The organism is Legionella cardiaca (genome assembly GCF_029026145.1).
Taxonomy (GTDB): domain Bacteria; phylum Pseudomonadota; class Gammaproteobacteria; order Legionellales; family Legionellaceae; genus Tatlockia; species Tatlockia cardiaca.
In genome coordinates, this window is record NZ_CP119078.1 from 1,173,523 (window position 1) to 1,192,770 (window position 19,248).

Consider the following 19,248-nt stretch of genomic DNA (forward strand, 5'->3'; position numbering starts at 1 on the left):
TGAGACAATTCATCAAAATTTTAGTGCACTGTAATGGTGCTCCACATCAACAGAAGGACAGGAATCATGCAGGAACCATTTTTCATTAAGAAAGTTGCGGTTCTCGGTGCCGGCGTTATGGGCGCGCAAATTGCAGCGCACTGTGTGAATGCAGGGATTGAAACATTATTGTTTGATTTAGCCGCAAAAGAGGGAAATAGCAATGGCCTGGTCGAAAAAGCGATTGCTAATATGGGAAAATTAAAACCAGCTCCCTTTGCCACAGCACAAACCGGCTCGTTACTACAAGCACGAAATTATCAAGAAAATTTACAAGATTTACATGATTGCGATTTGATTATCGAAGCGATTGCTGAACGTTTGGATTGGAAAGAAGAGCTGTATCGCAAGATAGCTCCACATGTTAACGAACATGCAATTTTAGTAAGTAACACTTCCGGGTTGAGTATTAATACGCTATGCAGCGTATTGCCAACTGCTCTTCGTAAACGCTTCTGCGGTGTTCATTTCTTTAATCCACCTCGCTATATGCATTTGGCTGAATTAATTCCTGCAGAGACTACAACCTCCCAACTACTCGATCAACTGGAAACCTGGTTAACAAGTCGACTTGGTAAAGGTGTTGTTCGCGCCAAAGATACCCCCAATTTTATTGCTAACCGTATCGGTGTTTTTTCGTTATTGGCAACTCTCCATCATGCCGAGGCAATGAATTTAGGATTAGACGAGGTTGATGCATTAACAGGTCCCTTACTTGGGCGACCTAAGTCAGCAACGTTTCGCACCATGGATGTTGTAGGTTTGGATACAATGGAGCATGTGGTTAATACCATGGAAAAGCAGTTAACTAATGATCCTTGGCATTCTAATTTTAAACTGCCAGCATGGTTATTAGGCTTAATAAAAGAAGGACATCTAGGGCAAAAAACAGGACAAGGCATTTATCGTAAAAACGGTAAAATAATTGAAGTATACGATGTTAATTCACGTACTTATCGTCCTGCAAAGGGTGAGGTAAGTGATGAATTAAAGGCAATTATGAAAACGCCTGATCCCTCGCAACGCATGCAACATTTAGTTTCATCAACAGATAAGCAGGCTCAATTCTTAACTGCTTGTTACCGTGATTTATTCCATTATTGTGCTTACCATCTCCAGGAAATTGCTGAGAATACCCGTGATGTTGATTTGGCGATTCGCTGGGGATTCGGTTGGCAGCAGGGACCTTTCGAAACATGGCAAACTGCAGGTTTGGCTGCCATGCAGGAAATTATTGAAAAAGGTAACGACACGAAAGAAACATTATGTCAGGCTAAATTACCTGAGTGGCTTAAAAAAATTACTGATTTTTATAATGATGAAGGTGCTTATTCCCCACAACAAGGGAAATATGTTTCTCGCAGTCAATTGCCTGTTTATCAACGTCAATTCTTCCCAGACCGAGTTTTAAAAGAAAAAAGCTTATATGCGCCAACATTGTTTGAGAACGATGGCGTTCATTTATGGCTTCTCAAGGATGATGTTGCTGTCCTCAATTTCAAAAGCAAAGCAAATACCATTGGTCAATCTGTGCTTGACGGTTTAGAGCAAGCACTAAATACAGCAGAAAAAGAATGCCAGGGACTCATTATTTATCAGGCTGACGCCACGAATTTTAGTTCGGGCGCTGATTTAAGAGGTGTTGGAGCACTGATTCAGGCAAATAAGATGGATGCTTTGGATAAGATGATCAGCCATTTTCAGCATATCGCCATGCGTCTAAAATATTCACCTGTTCCGGTAATTGCGGCGTTACGTGGCAGAGCATTAGGTGGTGGTTGCGAACTCATGATGCATTGTGATGCTGTTGTTGCTGCCTTCGAATCTTATCCCGGCCTTGTTGAAGCAGGGGTTGGGTTAATTCCCGCTGGCGGCGGATGTAAGGTTATGGCAATGCGTGCAGCTTGCAAGGCACAAGATGCTGATTTATTAACCTTCTTGCAACCGTATTTCCAACAGATAGCTACAGCTTTCGTCGCTAGTAGTGCACCTGAAGCGCGCCAAAAAGGTTATTTACGGCAAACAGATCGTTGGGTTATGCATCCCAATGAGGTTCTTTATGCAGCGCTTGCAAAAGTAAAAGAGATGCAAGCAATGAACTATCAACCGCCACTTAAAACTCGTTTTAAAGTGGCAGGTCGTGAAGGGCATGCTCGGTTACAGGCTGGATTGGTAAATTGGCTTGAAGGTGGATTTATTTCCCAACATGATTATTTTCTAGCGAATGAATTGGCAAAAGTCTTGTGTGGCGGGGATGTTAATCAAGGTGAAATGGTTGATGAGGCTTGGATACTGCACTTAGAAAAACAAGCGTTTATGACTTTGGCAGCAACGCCACTGTCACAAGCTCGTATTGCTCATTTACTAGAAACCGGCAAGCCATTGCGCAATTAAGGAGACTTAGCGATGACAAATGTATACGTGGTTGATGTATTGCGTACCCCTGTTGGCAAAGCACCCAGGGGGGTTTTTAGACATACATTGCCGGATGATTTATTGGCGCATACGATACGAACAATAAAAATGCGCAATCAATCCGTTGATTGGCAAGCAATCGGTGATGTGGTGATTGGTTGTGCCATGCCTGAAGCTGAGCAAGGAATGAACGTAGCTCGCATTGCGTCATTACTTGCTGACATGCCTCAAAGTGTGCCAGCAATGACAATTAATCGTTTTTGCTCCTCAGGCGTACAAAGTATTGCCACCGCCGCCACCTCTATTGCTCATGGTGATATGTCTCTGGCATTGGCTGGTGGGGTAGAAAGTATGTCCATGGTTCCTTTGGGAGGCAATAAATATACTGCTAATCCTGCGATATTTAACAATGAGCATGTCGCTATTGCCTATGGTATGGGAATTACTGCAGAAAATGTTGCCAAGCGTTGGGATGTTACTCGCGAGCAGCAGGATGAGTTTGCTGCAGAAAGTCACCGCCGAGCAGTGGCTGCCCAACAACGTGGTGATTTTAAAGCTGAAATTACACCCATGGAAATTACAGTTCGTCATGCTGATTTGGCCACATCTGAAGTCATCAGTAAGAAAAGAACAATCAGTGAAGATGAAGGGCCACGTGCGGATACATCTTACGAAGTGATTTCTCATCTAAAACCGGTGTTTGCGGCAAGAGGAACAGTGACAGCAGGTAATAGTTCACAAACGAGTGATGGTGCGGGGATTGCTCTTTTAGCAAGTGAAGAAGCGCTAAAGAAATATGATTTACAACCCATTGGACGTTTACGAAGCTTTGCCGTTGCCGGGGTTGCCCCTGAGGTAATGGGAATTGGCCCAATTAATGCCGTTCCTCTAGCTCTAAAACGAGCAGGATTAACGCTTGATCAAATGGATTGGATTGAGCTTAATGAAGCTTTTGCTGCGCAAGCGCTGGCTGTTATAAAAACATTGGAGTTACCACGCGATAAAGTTAATCCTTTAGGAGGTGCTATTGCCTTAGGACATCCTTTAGGAGCTACAGGGGCAATTCGCACAGCCACATTACTACATGGTTTACGCCGTATAAAAGGAAAATACGGTATGGTGACTATGTGTATAGGAACTGGTATGGGTGCGGCTGCAATCTTTGAAGCCGTATAAGACTCGATGCAATTCTTGGGAATACTCATCCTGGTTTATCGCCAGGTTGAGTTTCTCACGATTAATTAATACGATGCCACAACTGATTATATTTATCACTTCTTGCATAAACGATATGATCTATATCATTCAGGTGAGCATTAAATGAAAAATTTTTTGTAACTAAGGGTTTTATACCTGAATAGCCCAAGGCCAGTCGTTCATCTGACCATTCAAATCCTATTGCATTTAGGATAGTGGGGAAAAGATCAACATGAACGAGTTGTTCCCTGTTTTTTTCTAAGGGTTGAGAGCTAAAAATCATATTAAAAATATAACGAGACGTGGCTGATTCTAATTTATCAGATAAGGGATTTTTCATTGCTATGTGATCGCCTGTCACAACAATAATTACCTTATCCATCCAACCCTTATTATCAATATAGTTAATGAAATCAGCTATTTCATCCGCTGTGCAACTTACTATATCTTCAAATGAATTCCCTTTTTTTTGAATACAGGTTTTATTGATTTGTCCCCTGGGGCCATGCGTGTCTACTGTCAGAATCGTTAAATTAAATAATTGCTCTTTTTCTATTAATAATGATAATTTTTGTTTAGCTTCTTTAAATAATAAATCATCAGGTAAACCCCAACCTAACATATCAGCACCGGTATAACCGGCATTTATCCATTCCTTTTTCCCATAAAGTTCATGATAGTGGTGGGTTTGAAAAAAAACACCTTTGCCAGCAAAATTTAAAGCAGCCCCCTGATAAAAAACGTTGAGGTAACCAAACTTTGCTAAAATATCGCCTAAACATAGTGCTTCAGGTAAAAATTGTTTGATATTTTCACCAAATTGATTTCCATTAAAAACAGTTAACATTTTTAGTGGAACACCACACTGAGAAGAAACAAGACCAGCAATTGTCCATTCAGCACCATGTGTCTGTATAAACTCTGAGAATGAAATGTGTGGGTGCTTTAAGTGAGTTAAAGATTGTAATAAATTTTTTTTGAATAACTCTCTATTTTTATAAGTTGACTCCAGACTTTCAACATAAATCATAACTAAACTCTTGGGGTTCTGATTTAATTTAAATGTTATATTCTTGGGATCTACATAAAGGTTCCCAAATCGATCGTCCGATTTGGCCAAATCTTGTTTTGAAAGATAAGAAATAATGTCATAGAAATGACATTGTTGATTGATGCAATACAATGCAGTAACGAGAAGAAAACTTGGAAGTAATAGTTTAATAGCTCGTATTAAAGAAGAATGCTGTTGATAATAATCGGTTATGAAAATTAAAATTGCTTCACTGCTTAAGGCAAAAAATAGGCTGATAATAAGCGAATAAAACAACACATATTCAACAAACGAACTGATTAAGCCTGGACTAACGCTTAAAACGCCATCCGTTCCAAAAGCTATTGTAGAAATTAATTCATCAACATTTATTTCACCAAATAAAATTTTACTCCAGAGAGAGAAATTGAATAGAAGACAAATAAAAAAGTAGAAGAAAATCTTTGGCCATAACGCGAAAATCTCTGGCCATAATGCAAGAAGCTTTGGTCGTAAAGAAATTTTTGGCCACAATAAAAACCCAATTAAGAAAATATTTCCTGAAAGGGCAGCACGAGTATATCCTAATCCCACTATCAGATAAGAGAAGTATATAACTATTTTTCCCACATACTGCGGTCGAGAGCGCTTTTGAAAGAAAAATTTATCAGCAAAAATTAAAACAAAACTCACTACGAAAGGTATCAAAATACAACTTTTAATAACATTCTTTAATATCTTAGAGTCATATAAAAAAAATGTTAGATCATAAAATCCATATTTTTCAAATAAATGGCTGGAAAAAATAAGGAATGCACCACAAATATAACACCAACATCGCTCGTTTTTAGTAAGTCTCAAATCCTTTGTATACACATTAATCTCATTCCCTTGGTAGCTCATTAATTTATACTCATTACATCGGAATTAGAATCGGCTAATCAACGATTTCTTGGGTTTTGATTGCAAGGGGCACATTTAACTATATGCCTTCCAGGTTGTCTAGCTCCGCATAATTGAGCAAAACTACATGCTGTTTAATATGACTAAGGAAGGGCTTTATCACCTTCACCTTCTTTCTTTTCGTCAGAATCATCTTTCAGTAGATTGCCCATTTCTTTCAATTTTTCTACTACAAACGTGAAATCCTCTTGATTCGCATGTGTTTTTTCCTCCAATCCTTGTGGTTTTAGATGATTAATTAAAAGATCGACTACAAATTGAGCATAAGAGTTAGGCTTTATTTGGCTGCTATCTGCTTCTTCTAGAATCGCCGATAATGTGAGAATGATATTTTCTCCTGCTGATTGCTGTAATCGAGCAATCTTAAGATCAAGGTTGCTGTACTCTTTAGAATCAGTCCCCATAAGAGGTTTGTCCGTAATTTGCTGATATAATTTAAAAGAATTTTTAATAAACGATCCCATCGTATCTTCCAATCGCTCTAATTTTTTTTCTGGTTCTTCTTCATAATACTCCTCATTTAGCGCCTCAAGAATATTAGCAATACTTAATAATTTTTGCTCTTCAATATAGTGTGTTGGCTGATCTTGCGCGGTTAAGATGAAAGGTGCCCTGGGAATATCGCCCTCTGAAATTATTTGTCTATGAGCCGCTATGTATTTCTCCGAAACTTGGAGATAGGTATTAACCACCGTATAAAAAGATACGTTATTATCTGTTGCGGAATACATGGTATGCTGGGGAGCAAGATGTGGATCTTTGATTATTTGACCCCCAAGGACTTTCTGAAGTTGATCATAGGCATCTCTTTGTTCTTTCGGAAGAAGATCATTTTCATATTTCATTTCCAAATGGGGCGCTAGTTTTTGTTGAAAATCATCATTATAAGTGTCAAAGGATTCCTCTGTAGTATGTTTTTTTGTTGAACTAGCCATTTGGCTTCGGGCAGGTATGGTTTTATCACCAGAACGACTTAATACTAAATGGTAGGGGCTATGATGTTCTTCTCCGCGCAGTTTACTAGGTGTTATAAGCCAGCCGGTGTAACTCAATAATTTCTCTACAAGGTTTTTAATTAACGATAGATGAAATTTTTCAACGATGACTGATTTTATTGATTTAAAACTATTGCTATTAATTACACGTAATTGGATATTTTGGGCTCTAAATTGTGCAGCAACTGCTTCTGCAACGGCAGCTCCCAGGCAATTTCCCTGGAGTATAATATCGTCTGGATGAACTCCTTTTTCTAATAATTTATTTACCATGGCAATGCCTGAGTTCACTAGATCATTAAACTCTAAAACTTCCCCAGTACTACTGTACATTCCAGGATAATTGAAAGCGTGTACAGTTGCTCCGGATAGAACTTGTTGTTTTGCCATGCTTGAAACAAATCCTTCATAAAATTGCATGCTCCCAAGAAAATTTAAAATATGCTTACCCGCACCCGGAAGTGATTTATCTCCTTTTATAGGAGATAGGCTAATGCTGTCTAGTTGACAGGAGTTACCTCTAACGTCCATACACTCAACAAAATTTCGCTCAGCTTTAATATTGTCCCATCCTTTTTTTAATAAATCGCCTTTAATCGCTTCTTTCGAGAACATACTATGAGCATATTGGTCAAAGGTTTTGTAACCTTTGTATGCATACCAGTCTCGCTTTAGTGTGGGGCAGAGAACACTGGCCATTATGCGTTGGAGTTTTTTATGAATTGAAGATGATTCTTGCATTTCTTTATTGGTGGCTATGATAGTCATTATTTTCTCTTGTATGTTCCCGGAGTGTATTATTTGATTATAAATTGGTTATATTAAGATAAGCTTACGCGGATAAGTTAAAGATATGGGTAATTTTACCCATGATTCATTGATCTAATGAAACCGGAGGATTGCTCAATTGTGCAAAATAATGTTTTTAGGAATTTAAAAAATGCAATCTAGTTTTCAAAAAGGTACTATTCTTTCTCTGCCAATTGATATCGTTTGCTACTTAGCTGCAGAGAATCTCGATTCCCACTCTGCGTTTAATTTTTTTATAGCACTTATTCCTGCCTTTTTTGCTATGGAGAATCCATTAACAACTAAAGGATATAGAGAAGAGCAAATAAGGCAATTTTTGAGTTCTTCTTGCAAGAGATTCACAGAGGTTTATAAGACATTACTACCACAAAAACTTATTGCAGGAGACGGCGTAAATTTTTATTTTTCTGCGCTAAAGGGGTGGTTTTTCTGGGGTGAAAATGCTGATCAATTTACAGGTTTTAAAAGCGATTTTGTGCAAAAATTAACTCTGTCTCTGGAAAATAAGACTTCGCAATTATGGCAGAAATTCGAATTAAACATTGTTGATATCGTGAGTTATCGCTCGCGAACCTTTATTTTGACGAAAGATGGGAAGGTTTATCATATGGGGATGAATTTCCCTAAAGATCCAAAAAGCAATGAGAATAATGCCAGTAATAGGAAATTGCTTTCTCCACTGCAACTTGTGAAAGGATTAGAGAGTAAAAAAATTATTAAACTTGCTTTAGGCGGTCGTCATATATTGGCATTAACAGACAATGGCCAAGTCTATAGTTGGGGATGGAATAAAGAGGGCCTGTTAGGATTAGGACACTATGAAAACCAAGAAATCCCTCAACTAATTACAGCTTTTGACAAGATAAAAATCACTAATATTTTTGCAGGTATTTATTCTTCTTTTTGCATTTCTGAAGATGGAAAAATTTATGCATTTGGTATGAATAGATTTGGTCAATTAGGGATGCAGCATCCCATAAAAACTTCTGAGCCAACACTGATTACTTTTTTACAAGATAAAAAGATTATTTCCATTGCCTGCAAGAGTATGACTACCTTATTTCTTAGTGCAGAAGGAGAGGTTTTTAGCTGTGGGACGAGTGAAGTGGGGGAATTAGGTCTTGGCGAAATTAAGAGAGTCTCGATTCCGACTAAAATTGAATCATTAAATGATATAAAAAATGATCGCGAACGGTAATGGTTATTCATTATGTTTAGATGCGAACGGCGTGGTGTATTCTTTCGGTTGGAAGATGAGAACCGAGATAGGTTTGCAAAAAGATCAAATGAAAAAAGGAAAAAATTTTTTGTTTACACCTGAACCTATTAGTTTTCACGACAATGCAATTTTCATGACCATCGCGGCTGGAGACCATTATGCCCTTTATCTCACTGAAACAGGAGATATCTACGTCAATTTTGATGAGAACATGATGAATCAACAAGATAGCAATTTTAAAAAAGACCTTGGCAAAGTAATATTTTCTTCTTTCTCTGCGAGCAACAATTCTAAACTGGATTCAAGATTAGCAACTTAATCATAATTTGTTGATAAATATACGTTTAAGCCATTTCATATGGAATAGTGTATAAATATCCTAATTGTTATATTCAAAAAGTAATAATTTAGGATTTTGAAAATGCAATTCCACTCAATATTCTTTCTTTTCCCATCGACATCATTTGTCAATTAGCTTTAGAGAATCTAGATTTTCACTCCGCGTATAATTTTTTTATAGTACTAATTCCTGCCTATTTTCTTATGGAAAATCCATCAACTTCTCAAGGGCATAGACTCGAGCAAATAAACAAATTTATGAGCTCTTCTGCCAAGAAATTTACAGGCATTTTACAAGAAATTACCATCGCCACCATCAAAACTCATAGTGGGAGATGAGGTAAATTTTTATTTTTCCCCGCTAAAGGGATGGCTTACTTGGGGTAAAAATGCTGAGCAATTCACCGGTGTTAAAAGTGACATGGCTCAAAATTTAAATCTTTCTCTAGAAAACAATAGTTCCCATTTATGGAAAAAATTGATCTAAATATTGTTGATATCGTGAGTTACCGCTCGCGAATGTTTATTCTAACAAATGATGGAGAGGTCTATTGTAAAGGAGTGGATTTCTCAATCGATACAGGAATCACTAGATATAGTGTTAGCGATTCTAAACTCGAACTTGTGAGGAGTTTTGAGAATAAAAAAATCAACATGATCATATTTTCTAAAAACGGGAAAATTATTTTGCCTTCCCATTCAGTAACGAACAATGCTGAAACCCAAGAACTCAATCAGCAACCTTAAATAGCTATCTCTGCAGTCTGCAAGAATGTAACCTGGGTTCCACTTTGTTCAACCCAGGCTACATTACTAAATCTGAAAAGTGAAATCGTACACGATTGGGATGAGGTTACCAAACTTATTAACGTTTTGGCAGTGCCACATATAAGGAACCTGCATGATTTAGCTCGTTTGCTTCTATGCCAGCCTGATCACCTTCACCTTTATAGACGTCTACATGAGCGCCCATAATGGCGCCGCCTGCGTCTTGAGCTACACACCATGAAGTAACATTTTTGTGGTTATAGATAAAATTCATGCCTATGGGAATTACCTTGTGATCTGTTGCGCAGGAAACATGGGGCGTTAGAGGAATGTTGTCTGAACCATACGGTCCGCCGTGTTCCTTTGTAAAAAATACATAGCTCTGATCACGATTTCGTAAATCGGCCGCTTTAGCGCGATTAAGAGGATGATCCAGATATTGACGAATGAGTTTTTCTGATGCTGCACTTTGTCTGATTTCTTTAGAAACATTACAGCGTAACTTTGCTTCATCATGACATTTAGGATCTTTAGCACAACGTTCAATTGTATCGAGGTTGCCGCCACAAGTGGGATCCTGGGCGCATTGAACTATGCGCCCAAGCATAGTGCGTGGCCTGCCGTTGGCACCATCGTAATTGATGCGAAATAATTGGCCATCAAGGATTAATGAGCCAGAGCCTTCAACCATTAAAAAATCGGGATCATTTGGGTCTTTAACGTAACCAATGACATATTTTGGATGTAAAGCACCGCGATTAATTTCTTCTCGGTCTGGTGCTACAGAGTATTTGCCATGGGTATTTTTCATACAAAAGCTGCGCACCATTTTTGTAAGTGGATCAACACCGCAAAGGGGTGCTTTCAAATTAAATCTTTTGGTTTCCAACGCTACATTGACAACACCAGGATTACTATAGATAGGATATAAAAATGCCCCACCACGCTTGCTGCGAGCTTCAACAGCGGCTGGCGCGTAATAAGCAGTAAATTGAAACTCACCTTTTTTAAATCCTGCATGATTTTCAGGCCAGCCATCGCTTTTATACCAGTCAAATTCGGTTTTGATGCTTGCTAAATATTTTTGAAAATTACCATGGGCAGCTTTTGCCAAAGCGAGCATTTTTTTGTTGGTATTAAGACACCAGTCCTGGCGCTTGAATTGACGACCGGCAATGGTTACTGCCTGAAATTCTGCATGCCCTTTATTGCAGTTTTCAATCTGAATAGTTAATGCTTTGATAACTTCATCCATATTGCCTACAGGGTTATCTAAAGGCAGCTCCGATGACGGAATTTTATGAAATTTAAAACGCAACACGCCAGGCTCTTTGGCGGCCATTTTCTGTCTTGTGGTAAAGTCGGCGAACCTTCTGATATCCAGGCAGCGCTGAATTGGATCCACAGGTAGGGCTGCTTGAGTAATAATGTTAAAAGTCATTAATATAATTATTAAAGCTGATCGAAGCATTGTTATCCTTAGCCTGACAATGGCTGATCCTTTACTCAACCATTAATTTAACTCTGTAACAAGGATTATATAGGCTATTGACCAACCATCAAAGAGTATCCTTTTTAAGGTGCTATCGGTATTTAAAAGATTAACATTAAAAAATTTTGTTTAATAAAACGTTAATTTCGATGTAATAAAATATATGAAAGTTAATTGTTGGAACTATAGTTATGGGTGTAACAGAAAATCGAATCAATACGTTGCTCTCTGAACTAAGAGAAAAAATTGCAAATCCAATTCCCACGCCGCCACTTCTTATAGGAAAAAACAATTTAGTAGAAGCTAAAGAGAATGTTAAAAATCAACTAAATTCTTATTTGACAAATTTAGCAAAGAAATCAAAATCCAATCCTGAATCTACATTAAAACAGCTTGAACATTTATCTAAATGTTATGATCAATATATTAAATTAAATGAGACCTTTGAGGAATTTCATAATTTCGTTACCTCTAAGAAAGCGTATACATCCGCTGAAGATGTGAATAATTTTAATAATCATGTACAAGCGGTTCGCTCAAGTGCCGCGGCATTGAACAATTCTATTTTAACCCTGCCACAAAAAATTGCCATGGTTTTTATTGATGCAATAGGAGCCATTTTGGGAACTGTTGCTGGTGTCTTTATCGGCGCAGCGTATGGTGCTTTTGAAGGCTTAAAAACTGCTGAATTAATGGGCTTTTTTGTTGGTGCTTTCATCGGTGCTTGCATAGGGGCTGTAAGTGGTCCGGCTATTGGTGCTTATAAGGCACATGAGTTAGCAAAAAATAGTTTTTTTTCTCCTGCACACTTTAATACTGTTGAAAAAATTATTGATGATTATGTCACTGAAAAAGATAACGAGCAGGGTGGGTTCGCAGCAAAAATAAAGAATACATTTCGCTTATAAGAGTGTCTTTTTTACACACTATACTCATTTATATGACATCAGATTTCAGTAACTTGAATAAAGTTATTAGAATGATGGTATGATATTGAATGTTGTTACAGGAGAACAATCATGGATGTCATGCTCCTTGAAAAGCCTTTCCACTTATTAAAACCGGCAACGGTTGCCATCCCTGAACCGAAAGAAAATGAAGTACTTATTAAAGTTAAGGCATGCGGAATTTGTCGAACGGATCTTCATATCCTTGATGGTGAATTAAAGCATCCCAAACTACCCCTCATTCCTGGTCATCAAATTGTTGGTTGCGTAGAAAAATTGGGTGACAACGTCACAATGTTTAAAATAGGACAACGAATAGGTGTTCCATGGCTTGGAAAAAGTTGTGGAGTTTGCCAATTTTGTATTACTGGACGTGAAAATTTATGTGATGAGGCACAATTCACTGGTTATCAAATTGATGGCGGTTTTGCTGAGTATTGTGTTGCAGATGCGCAGTTTTGTTTCGCTATTCCAGAAGGATACCCGGATTATCAAGCGGCCCCTTTATTTTGTGCAGGTTTAATTGGCTATCGAGCGTTATTGAAAACAGGGGATGCTAAGCACCTGGGTCTTTATGGTTTTGGTGCTGCTGCACATATCTTGATTCAAGTTGCAGGTTATCAACAGCGAAAAGTTTATGCATTTACCAGCCCCAATGATCATGAAGCCCAACGTTTTGCTTATCAACTAGGTGCCTGCTGGGCGGGTGGATCAGATGAAATTGCTCCACATTTACTGGATGCTGCTATTATTTTTGCGCCGGTTGGTGATTTAGTACCTACCGCATTACGAGCCACAGCAAAGGGCGGTATTGTTGTTTGTGCAGGAATTCATATGAGCGATATTCCTGGTTTCCCCTATGAAATTCTTTGGGAAGAGAGAACTTTATGCTCAGTAGCCAATCTAACTCGCAAGGATGGTGAGGAATTTCTTGCCCTGGCCCCCCAAATACCGATCAAAACAGAAGTACACACTTACTCATTAGCTCAAGTCAATCAGGCTCTTGATGATTTGCGCCATAGCCGGTTTACAGGGGCAGCTGTTATCATGCTTGAGAATTAGGAACTACCTTGTTAACTTAGTCTAATAATCCGTGTAGATGTGCGACTACACAATCACCTAAACCTTTTAGATGATAACCTCCCTCAAGCACGGACAACATACGCCCATGACATTGATCATCAGCTATCTTCTTTATACATTGGGTAATCCATAAATAGTCATCTGCTGTTAGCTCTAAGTTAGCTAATTCATCTTGATAGTAAGCATCAAAACCTGCTGAGAAAAATATCATTTCCGGAGCAAATTGCTTGATTTGTTCGAACCATCGGTCTTCGACCTGCTTGCGAAATACGTCTCCGGTAGTTCCTGCAGGAAGAGGGATATTAATGATATGTTCGCTTTTGGTATTTGCACCGCTAAATGGATAAAATGGATGTTGGAAGGTTGAACAATATAAGACACGTTGATTTTTGCAAAAAATATTCTCAGTGCCATTGCCATGATGAACATCAAAGTCAACAATGGCAATGCGTTTAAGTTGAAACTGCTCTAATGCATGGGAAACGCCCACGGCCACATTATTAAAAATACAAAAACCCATAGCTTTATCTCTTTCTGCGTGATGTCCGGGAGGGCGAACGTTACAAAATGCAGCTGTTACTTCCTTATTCAAGATTAATTCAACCCCATAAACTACCGCGCCTGCTGCTCGCAAAGACGCTGTGAGCGAATCTGGATTCATCGAAACATCTGGATCTAAAGGAATCAAACCTTCCGCAGGAGAGCTATTGAAAATAAAATCCACATAATCACTGTCATGTACACGAAGTAATTGTTGTCGCGTTGCTAAAGGTGCTTGATAATATTTTAAATGACTCTCCAAATTAGAATGTGTGACTGCATTTTCAATCGCTTGCAGTCTGGCAGGTTGTTCTGGGTGAAACATTCCCATGTTATGAAGTAAACAATCCGGGTGTGAAATAAATCCTAGTGACATTTAATACCTCTAAATTCCCTATCTATATTAATTGTAGCCTGGCCTTTAAAAACGTTTGTTTAGAGCCGGTTAAAAGTTATTGAATTAGAATATTGCTAAGTCTTCGCGAAAAGGATTGAAACGAATAAAGGGCCGTGGGGCACGCGTACATGATGGAATATAGCATTAATTATTCAGATGATTCGATTTTTGTCCTCAACCACTTTATCGATTACCCGTATAAATAAACTGTGACTAGTGCTTTGTCTGCTTTAGCTGTCTCTTTGCAGCTTTGGGATTTGGGTGGAGCCCACTTTAAAATCTTTGCCATAATTTAAGACTATACCATTAAAGGTTATTTTTTTTGCTCAAGGATTTGTTGAATTTTAAGCCATGGTGGCATAAAATAGTCCGAATTATTCCCTGTCGCGCTGGATGAGCTATGTCTGAGGGTGCTAGAAAACAATTAATTCAAGAAATTAAGTTATTAGCCCAAAAAACGCAACTTAAAAAAGTTGATTTAATTTTAAATAAAATCGAAAAAAAACAATACGGAAAAGCCTTATTAATTGCTTGTAGTCACTGTAAAGCAGGCGATAAAGCGATGTTGAGACTAGTTAAGCTCATATGCCTGTATCAAGATAAGCTTTCTTTTAATGTTAACCACAGTGAAGGAAACATGACTGCAATAGGATACGCAGCTCAAAATGCCAACGTAGAGTTATTTATGGCGCTAGAACATGCAGGAGCCAAAAGAACCACAAGCTTGGGCAGGAAAACTGCTATCTTTGTCATGACTGAAAATTTATGGAAAATCAAAAATAAACTTGCTCTTATATATAAGAAGGAATGTGTCAGGGACTATGAGGAGTTAAACAGACTCTTTAGCGATAAAAACAAGCTCCCTAAAAGAAAAGAAGTCGCCACAGAAACTCTAAATACGAATTATGATTTAGACCGGGTGAACTTTATAATAAAGGCACTGAATTTTCTAAAGACATATCAAAGAGCTGAAAATAGGGTTAAGGCATTACCTTCTAATTCAAAACCATCTGAACTTGCTATGATTCATATTGATCAGATGGAAGAATGTCGTTTATTATTTGAAAAAATATGTATAACTATACAAAATTTATCGTATGAGTTACGGGGTAAATATTCTTTAAATTTTGGACCTGCTCCATTTACATGGATGACGTTTGATCAATTAGGTGGCTTGGTTATAGAACCTCCTTTAAATGAGGAGCCTAAAATAATTCCTCTGGGCGATATCTCAGTTTCAACAATCCACTCTCCCCACTATTTTCCTGCCATAAAAAGCATTCGATTTATCATGCGCGAATTGGCGGATAGACAAGATATTATTGAAGAAGCTTTAAAAGATTTCCTTAATAGAGATTTGGATACATTAGCAAATTTTTTTCAAAGTGTTGCCAATGAAATACAACATCCAACAACAAATGCCATCAAGCCTATCTCTCTATTGAGTATTAAAGCTATAACAAGCTATATCACTGATCTTGATAATTTAATTAAATTGCTAAATTTAGTGAATTACACCGGCAAATTTGAGCCGATAAAAGATCGCCCTCATGGGGATATTATTATCAACCCACTCTACACAAGTCGAGCGGAACAATACAAACTTCGTTTTAATTTGTCTACGAAGAGGGGACAACACGCTGCCCTACACTATTTAGAGATGATTGGTGAATTAATCACTGGAAAAAATTTTTCCCAGTTTTTATGCAAATTAGATAATAGTATTGATTGGCGCGCATTTATTGCTATCCGAGATGGGATAGTACATCAAGATGCAGGTAATAACATGCATCAAATTAAACAATTAATGGCAAATCTCCCTTTATTCGAAAAAATAGTAGGTGAAGATTTAGAGGAATTTTGCGCTCGATTGATTAACTTATTAGTATTGCGTCAAGAAAAACTAGGGGCTTATGATGGCGACCCAGAACAATTTTGGCTTCGCATTCTAAAGCTTGATGCAGAAATGAAACCAGATGAGGATAGTGAACAAGCACAAGATGCCCTTGCGACGGTTGAGAGACGCACTACACTTGAGAATGAAAGAGAATTTACTCAGGCTTTGCTTTCGAAAAATGCCCCTCAAAGCATAATTGAGGCTTCCCAGGGTATTTTAAGCGGTGTACGTAAAATACCCGATAAGAGGGAATTAGGAGAAATATTTTCTTTTCTACCCTCGCGTCAGGAAGATAGAGCCCGTAATAAAACCCTCACGGGTATTATGAAGAATGCTATTAAAAAATCTTCCAATACTGTCAGCGAACGAAAAGAAAAACGTGAGCAAATGCAAGCAGCTCGTCAAAAACGTGAAATGGAGCGCAAAAAACAACTAAAAGGTTTGGAGCATATTCGTGAGTTTGCTGAAACATTACATAAATCAGCAGACCGAGACCATCTATTAAATCCTGGAAAACGGGTCATGGCAGCTTATAATGCCCTGGTTAATATTAAAGAATTCCTTTCAGAAGAAAAGTATTTGTTATCAGATTTAAACTTTCAGACGGTTGAGGAATGGGATAAATACCATAGTGATCATTTAGGGTTGTCTCTGGCTAAGCTGCTTGGTTCTAATCCTGAGTTAAATGATGCGATTGAATATAATGCAGCTCAATTTTTGCAACATCTAGATACAATTCGAGATTACCACGGCGCTGGTAGATGTTATCGGATTCTTGAAAATTATAGTGATCTTCGGCGATTTAGAAATTATTTAGAGCATGGTGATCCTCTTTATGATAATCAAAAATGTGAGGCTGATAACCTCTATCTTCAAGAGGATCATCGACAACAGCTAACTGCACCTATGTTTGTGAAACTGGTTTATGAGATACTTCCTGAGTTCCAAATTGTTGTTGATGCCTATACAACAGATCCGCATTTAACGCCTCTTGTTGCGCCTGATGAAATGGAAGAATGGACAAAGGTTTGTACCGCAGGGTATAAAACCAATGGATTTTTTAGTAATCCTAAATCCCAAGAAAAGGAGGAAGTAACCTTGCACAGAAACAGTAACCCAAGTGAGTGTAATTATTATTAAGAGCAAGTGGACTGATTATTGATTTATCATATTAAATTGATTTTTGTGCGTAATTTTTATTTCTTAAAGAATGAGCCTGATAAAAAGCCGCCTCTGAGACATAACATAAAATTTGATTTGTTATTATGAGCTACATACGCTTGAATAAAATGAAAGAAGTAATCGTGAAGGGCGCATTCACATCGCTACGGAATTCCATCAGAAGAGAAAAGATAAAAAATATGACCAGGGCCAGTGGTAAAATTGTTGTTTTATCACAGTGGATTTAGATCACTTGGTTTGGCGCTACTCGAGCCTAAGAAACCGATAGAGGAGTCTCTTGAGCACGTGAACCAAGCAATGTATCTAGCCAAATCGCAGGGAAGAAACAGAGTGTACGTTCAGGAGTGACAAATAACATTGCAATATACCTTAAATTTATGCTTTATTTGGCTTTGTTTGTATAAATATTCTACTCTTTTACATAAGAGAGTAATTTTAGGAGTCAGCATGCGAATTAAGTTTTTTATCGCTGCTTGTCTTTTCGTTAATTCTGTTTTTGCTGATGTAATCATTGGTTTTTCTGCCTATGAAAATGGTGATTACACGACTGCATTTCCACATTTGGTGCAAGCCGCTGATGAAGGCAATGAAGAGGCAATGTATTTATTAGGGCGTATGTATCAATATGGCTATGGTGTTATTAAAGACGATGCTAAAGCAAAAGAATGGTACCAAAAATCAGCTGAAAAAAATAATGCGCTTGCCCAACTGAGTTTAGGTTTTCTATATGATAATGGTAAAGGTGTAAAACAAGATTTCCAACAAGCTTTTGCCTGGTATATGAAAGCTGCGGCACAAGGGAATCCAATTGCACAACGTAACATTGGTTTAATGTATGCAGTGGGTGATGGGGTTGAGGCAAGTGAGGCAAAAGCGTTTGATTGGTTTAAAAAATCCGCTGAACAGGGTTATGCACGAGCACAGGTTAATTTAGGTTATCAATATATGGTTGGTCACGGAACACCTAAGGATGTGGAAAAAGCATTATATTGGTATGAAAAAGCAGCTGAACAAGGTGATGCCAAAGGACAATATAGCCTGGGTCTTCTATACACTGGCAAATATGGGATAGCACAAGATCAGCGTGCAGCGGCATATTGGTTTTCAAGTGCTGCTAATCAAGGACATAAAAATGCGCAAGCTTACTTGGCCTATCAATATTTAAATGGATTAGGGGTAGAGCAAAATGCCGAAAAAGCCGCCTACTGGTATCAGGCTTCAGCTGAACAAGGCAATGCTCAAGCTCAAGCTGAATTAGGACAATTATTACTTAGTGGAACGGGAATTGATAAGGACTATCAACAAGCAGCCTATTGGTTTAGTAAAGCAGCCGATCAAGGGAATGCTGTGGCCCAAGGAAAGTTAGGATATTTATATACAGCAGGTCTTGGCGTAAGCAAGGATTTAAGTAGGGCTTATGCATGGTTAAAGCTCGCTGCTACCAATAAAAATGAACAAGCGGCGAAAGAGCTTTCTCGTTTAGAACCAAGGCTAACTTCTCAGGAAAGACAATTAGGCGACCAAATATTTCAGCAAATGAAAGCAAGAAGCCACTGATTATTTGGCTTATAAAGTATCGAATCCAACATACTTTTTCCAAGCTAGATCTTCTTGTGTATAGTTCGTAACATCAGCAAGAGGCGGCCCTTCTTTTAACCAAAGTGCAAATTTTTCAAGTTGCTCTTCATCACCGCAAGCAAAAACCTCAACACGGCCATCAATTAAATTGCGTGCCCAACCGGTTACACCTAATTTATCTGCTTGCTCTTTTGTGGACGCTCGAAACCATACCCCTTGGACTTTCCCAGAAATATAGCAGTGCATACATAACTGTTTGGTCATAATTTCTTTGTCTATTTATTAGCCGTATAAATGTATCTTATTTGAAATATGAATACTTATCCAGAAAATACAGTTAAAAATTGGAAGCATTGT

General features: G+C 38.1%; 13 protein-coding genes. 8 read left to right on the plus strand and 5 right to left on the minus strand.

All coding sequences use genetic code 11. The annotated features are described in order from the left end of the window. Positions 1 to 66 precede the first annotated feature (66 nt). Both PXX05_RS05095 and PXX05_RS05100 read left to right on the plus strand, forming a co-directional pair. Positions 67 to 2,433: a 3-hydroxyacyl-CoA dehydrogenase/enoyl-CoA hydratase family protein gene (locus tag PXX05_RS05095; RefSeq protein ID WP_275089983.1), complete on the plus strand. Its 2,367-nt coding sequence runs from the start codon at positions 67 to 69 to the stop codon at positions 2,431 to 2,433. A gap of 12 nt (positions 2,434 to 2,445) precedes the next feature. Further along, entirely contained in the window at positions 2,446 to 3,630 is a 1,185-nt protein-coding gene (locus PXX05_RS05100; protein WP_275089984.1) for an acetyl-CoA C-acyltransferase, read from the plus strand. A gap of 61 nt (positions 3,631 to 3,691) precedes the next feature. Here the strand turns inward: PXX05_RS05100 and PXX05_RS05105 are convergent, their stop codons facing one another. Then, entirely contained in the window at positions 3,692 to 5,275 is a 1,584-nt protein-coding gene (locus PXX05_RS05105) for a sulfatase-like hydrolase/transferase (RefSeq protein WP_275089985.1), read from the minus strand. 452 nt (positions 5,276 to 5,727) lie between these two features. After that, positions 5,728 to 7,407 carry a Dot/Icm T4SS effector alpha/beta hydrolase gene (gene sdbB, locus PXX05_RS05110; RefSeq protein ID WP_275089986.1) on the minus strand — a complete coding sequence of 560 codons (1,680 nt, stop codon included), beginning with the start codon at positions 7,405 to 7,407 and terminating at the stop codon, positions 5,728 to 5,730. 172 nt (positions 7,408 to 7,579) lie between these two features. Between sdbB and PXX05_RS05115 the strand changes: the two genes are divergently transcribed. Together PXX05_RS05115 and PXX05_RS05120 are read left to right on the plus strand one after the other, a co-directional pair. Next, positions 7,580 to 8,647 carry an RCC1 domain-containing protein gene (locus PXX05_RS05115; RefSeq protein WP_275089987.1) on the plus strand — a complete coding sequence of 356 codons (1,068 nt, stop codon included), beginning with the start codon at positions 7,580 to 7,582 and terminating at the stop codon, positions 8,645 to 8,647. Then, on the plus strand, positions 8,631 to 8,987 hold the full coding sequence (locus PXX05_RS05120; protein ID WP_275089988.1) for a hypothetical protein: 357 nt from the start codon (positions 8,631 to 8,633) through the stop codon (positions 8,985 to 8,987). Before PXX05_RS05115 ends, PXX05_RS05120 begins: the two co-directional genes overlap by 17 nt. A gap of 885 nt (positions 8,988 to 9,872) precedes the next feature. On the opposite strand, the gene PXX05_RS05125 is transcribed toward PXX05_RS05120, so the two are convergent. Then, a complete protein-coding gene (locus tag PXX05_RS05125; protein ID WP_275089989.1) occupies positions 9,873 to 11,246 on the minus strand; it encodes an MltA domain-containing protein in 1,374 nt (457 codons plus the stop codon). A gap of 212 nt (positions 11,247 to 11,458) precedes the next feature. Here PXX05_RS05125 and PXX05_RS05130 point away from each other — a divergent pair, with 212 nt between their 5' ends. Both PXX05_RS05130 and PXX05_RS05135 read left to right on the plus strand, forming a co-directional pair. Continuing rightward, positions 11,459 to 12,175 (plus strand): hypothetical protein, encoded by a 717-nt coding sequence (locus PXX05_RS05130; protein ID WP_275089990.1) that lies wholly within the window; start codon positions 11,459 to 11,461, stop codon positions 12,173 to 12,175. A gap of 111 nt (positions 12,176 to 12,286) precedes the next feature. Further along, positions 12,287 to 13,276, plus strand: a complete 990-nt coding sequence (locus tag PXX05_RS05135; RefSeq protein ID WP_275089991.1) for a zinc-dependent alcohol dehydrogenase family protein — start codon at positions 12,287 to 12,289, stop codon at positions 13,274 to 13,276. Positions 13,277 to 13,292: 16 nt separating this feature from the next. Here PXX05_RS05135 and PXX05_RS05140 read toward each other — a convergent pair whose 3' ends face one another. Further along, a complete protein-coding gene (locus PXX05_RS05140; RefSeq protein WP_275089992.1) occupies positions 13,293 to 14,213 on the minus strand; it encodes a histone deacetylase family protein in 921 nt (306 codons plus the stop codon). A 421-nt stretch (positions 14,214 to 14,634) separates the two neighbouring features. Between PXX05_RS05140 and PXX05_RS05145 the strand changes: the two genes are divergently transcribed. After that, the gene (locus PXX05_RS05145; RefSeq protein WP_275089993.1) at positions 14,635 to 17,271 is read left to right on the plus strand and encodes a hypothetical protein; all 2,637 of its coding nucleotides are present in this window, start codon (positions 14,635 to 14,637) and stop codon (positions 17,269 to 17,271) included. 489 nt (positions 17,272 to 17,760) lie between these two features. Beyond that, on the plus strand, positions 17,761 to 18,870 hold the full coding sequence (locus PXX05_RS05150) for an SEL1-like repeat protein (RefSeq protein WP_275089994.1): 1,110 nt from the start codon (positions 17,761 to 17,763) through the stop codon (positions 18,868 to 18,870). Positions 18,871 to 18,879: 9 nt separating this feature from the next. On the opposite strand, the gene PXX05_RS05155 is transcribed toward PXX05_RS05150, so the two are convergent. After that, entirely contained in the window at positions 18,880 to 19,155 is a 276-nt protein-coding gene (locus PXX05_RS05155; RefSeq protein WP_275089995.1) for an acylphosphatase, read from the minus strand. Between the last annotated feature and the right edge of the window lie 93 nt (positions 19,156 to 19,248).

Excerpts from the sequence above, each read along its gene's own strand:
- PXX05_RS05145 (WP_275089993.1), top strand. The coding sequence starts at position 14,635 with ATGTCTGAGGGTGCTAGAAAACAATTAATTCAAGAAATTAAGTTATTA.
- PXX05_RS05155 (WP_275089995.1), bottom strand. The coding sequence starts at position 19,155 with ATGACCAAACAGTTATGTATGCACTGCTATATTTCTGGGAAAGTCCAA.
- PXX05_RS05120 (WP_275089988.1), top strand. The coding sequence starts at position 8,631 with ATGATCGCGAACGGTAATGGTTATTCATTATGTTTAGATGCGAACGGC.
- PXX05_RS05140 (WP_275089992.1), bottom strand. The coding sequence starts at position 14,213 with ATGTCACTAGGATTTATTTCACACCCGGATTGTTTACTTCATAACATG.
- sdbB (WP_275089986.1), bottom strand. The coding sequence starts at position 7,407 with ATGACTATCATAGCCACCAATAAAGAAATGCAAGAATCATCTTCAATT.
- PXX05_RS05135 (WP_275089991.1), top strand. The coding sequence starts at position 12,287 with ATGGATGTCATGCTCCTTGAAAAGCCTTTCCACTTATTAAAACCGGCA.
- PXX05_RS05150 (WP_275089994.1), top strand. The coding sequence starts at position 17,761 with ATGCGAATTAAGTTTTTTATCGCTGCTTGTCTTTTCGTTAATTCTGTT.
- PXX05_RS05130 (WP_275089990.1), top strand. The coding sequence starts at position 11,459 with ATGGGTGTAACAGAAAATCGAATCAATACGTTGCTCTCTGAACTAAGA.
- PXX05_RS05100 (WP_275089984.1), top strand. The coding sequence starts at position 2,446 with ATGACAAATGTATACGTGGTTGATGTATTGCGTACCCCTGTTGGCAAA.
- PXX05_RS05095 (WP_275089983.1), top strand. The coding sequence starts at position 67 with ATGCAGGAACCATTTTTCATTAAGAAAGTTGCGGTTCTCGGTGCCGGC.
- PXX05_RS05125 (WP_275089989.1), bottom strand. The coding sequence starts at position 11,246 with ATGCTTCGATCAGCTTTAATAATTATATTAATGACTTTTAACATTATT.
- PXX05_RS05115 (WP_275089987.1), top strand. The coding sequence starts at position 7,580 with ATGCAATCTAGTTTTCAAAAAGGTACTATTCTTTCTCTGCCAATTGAT.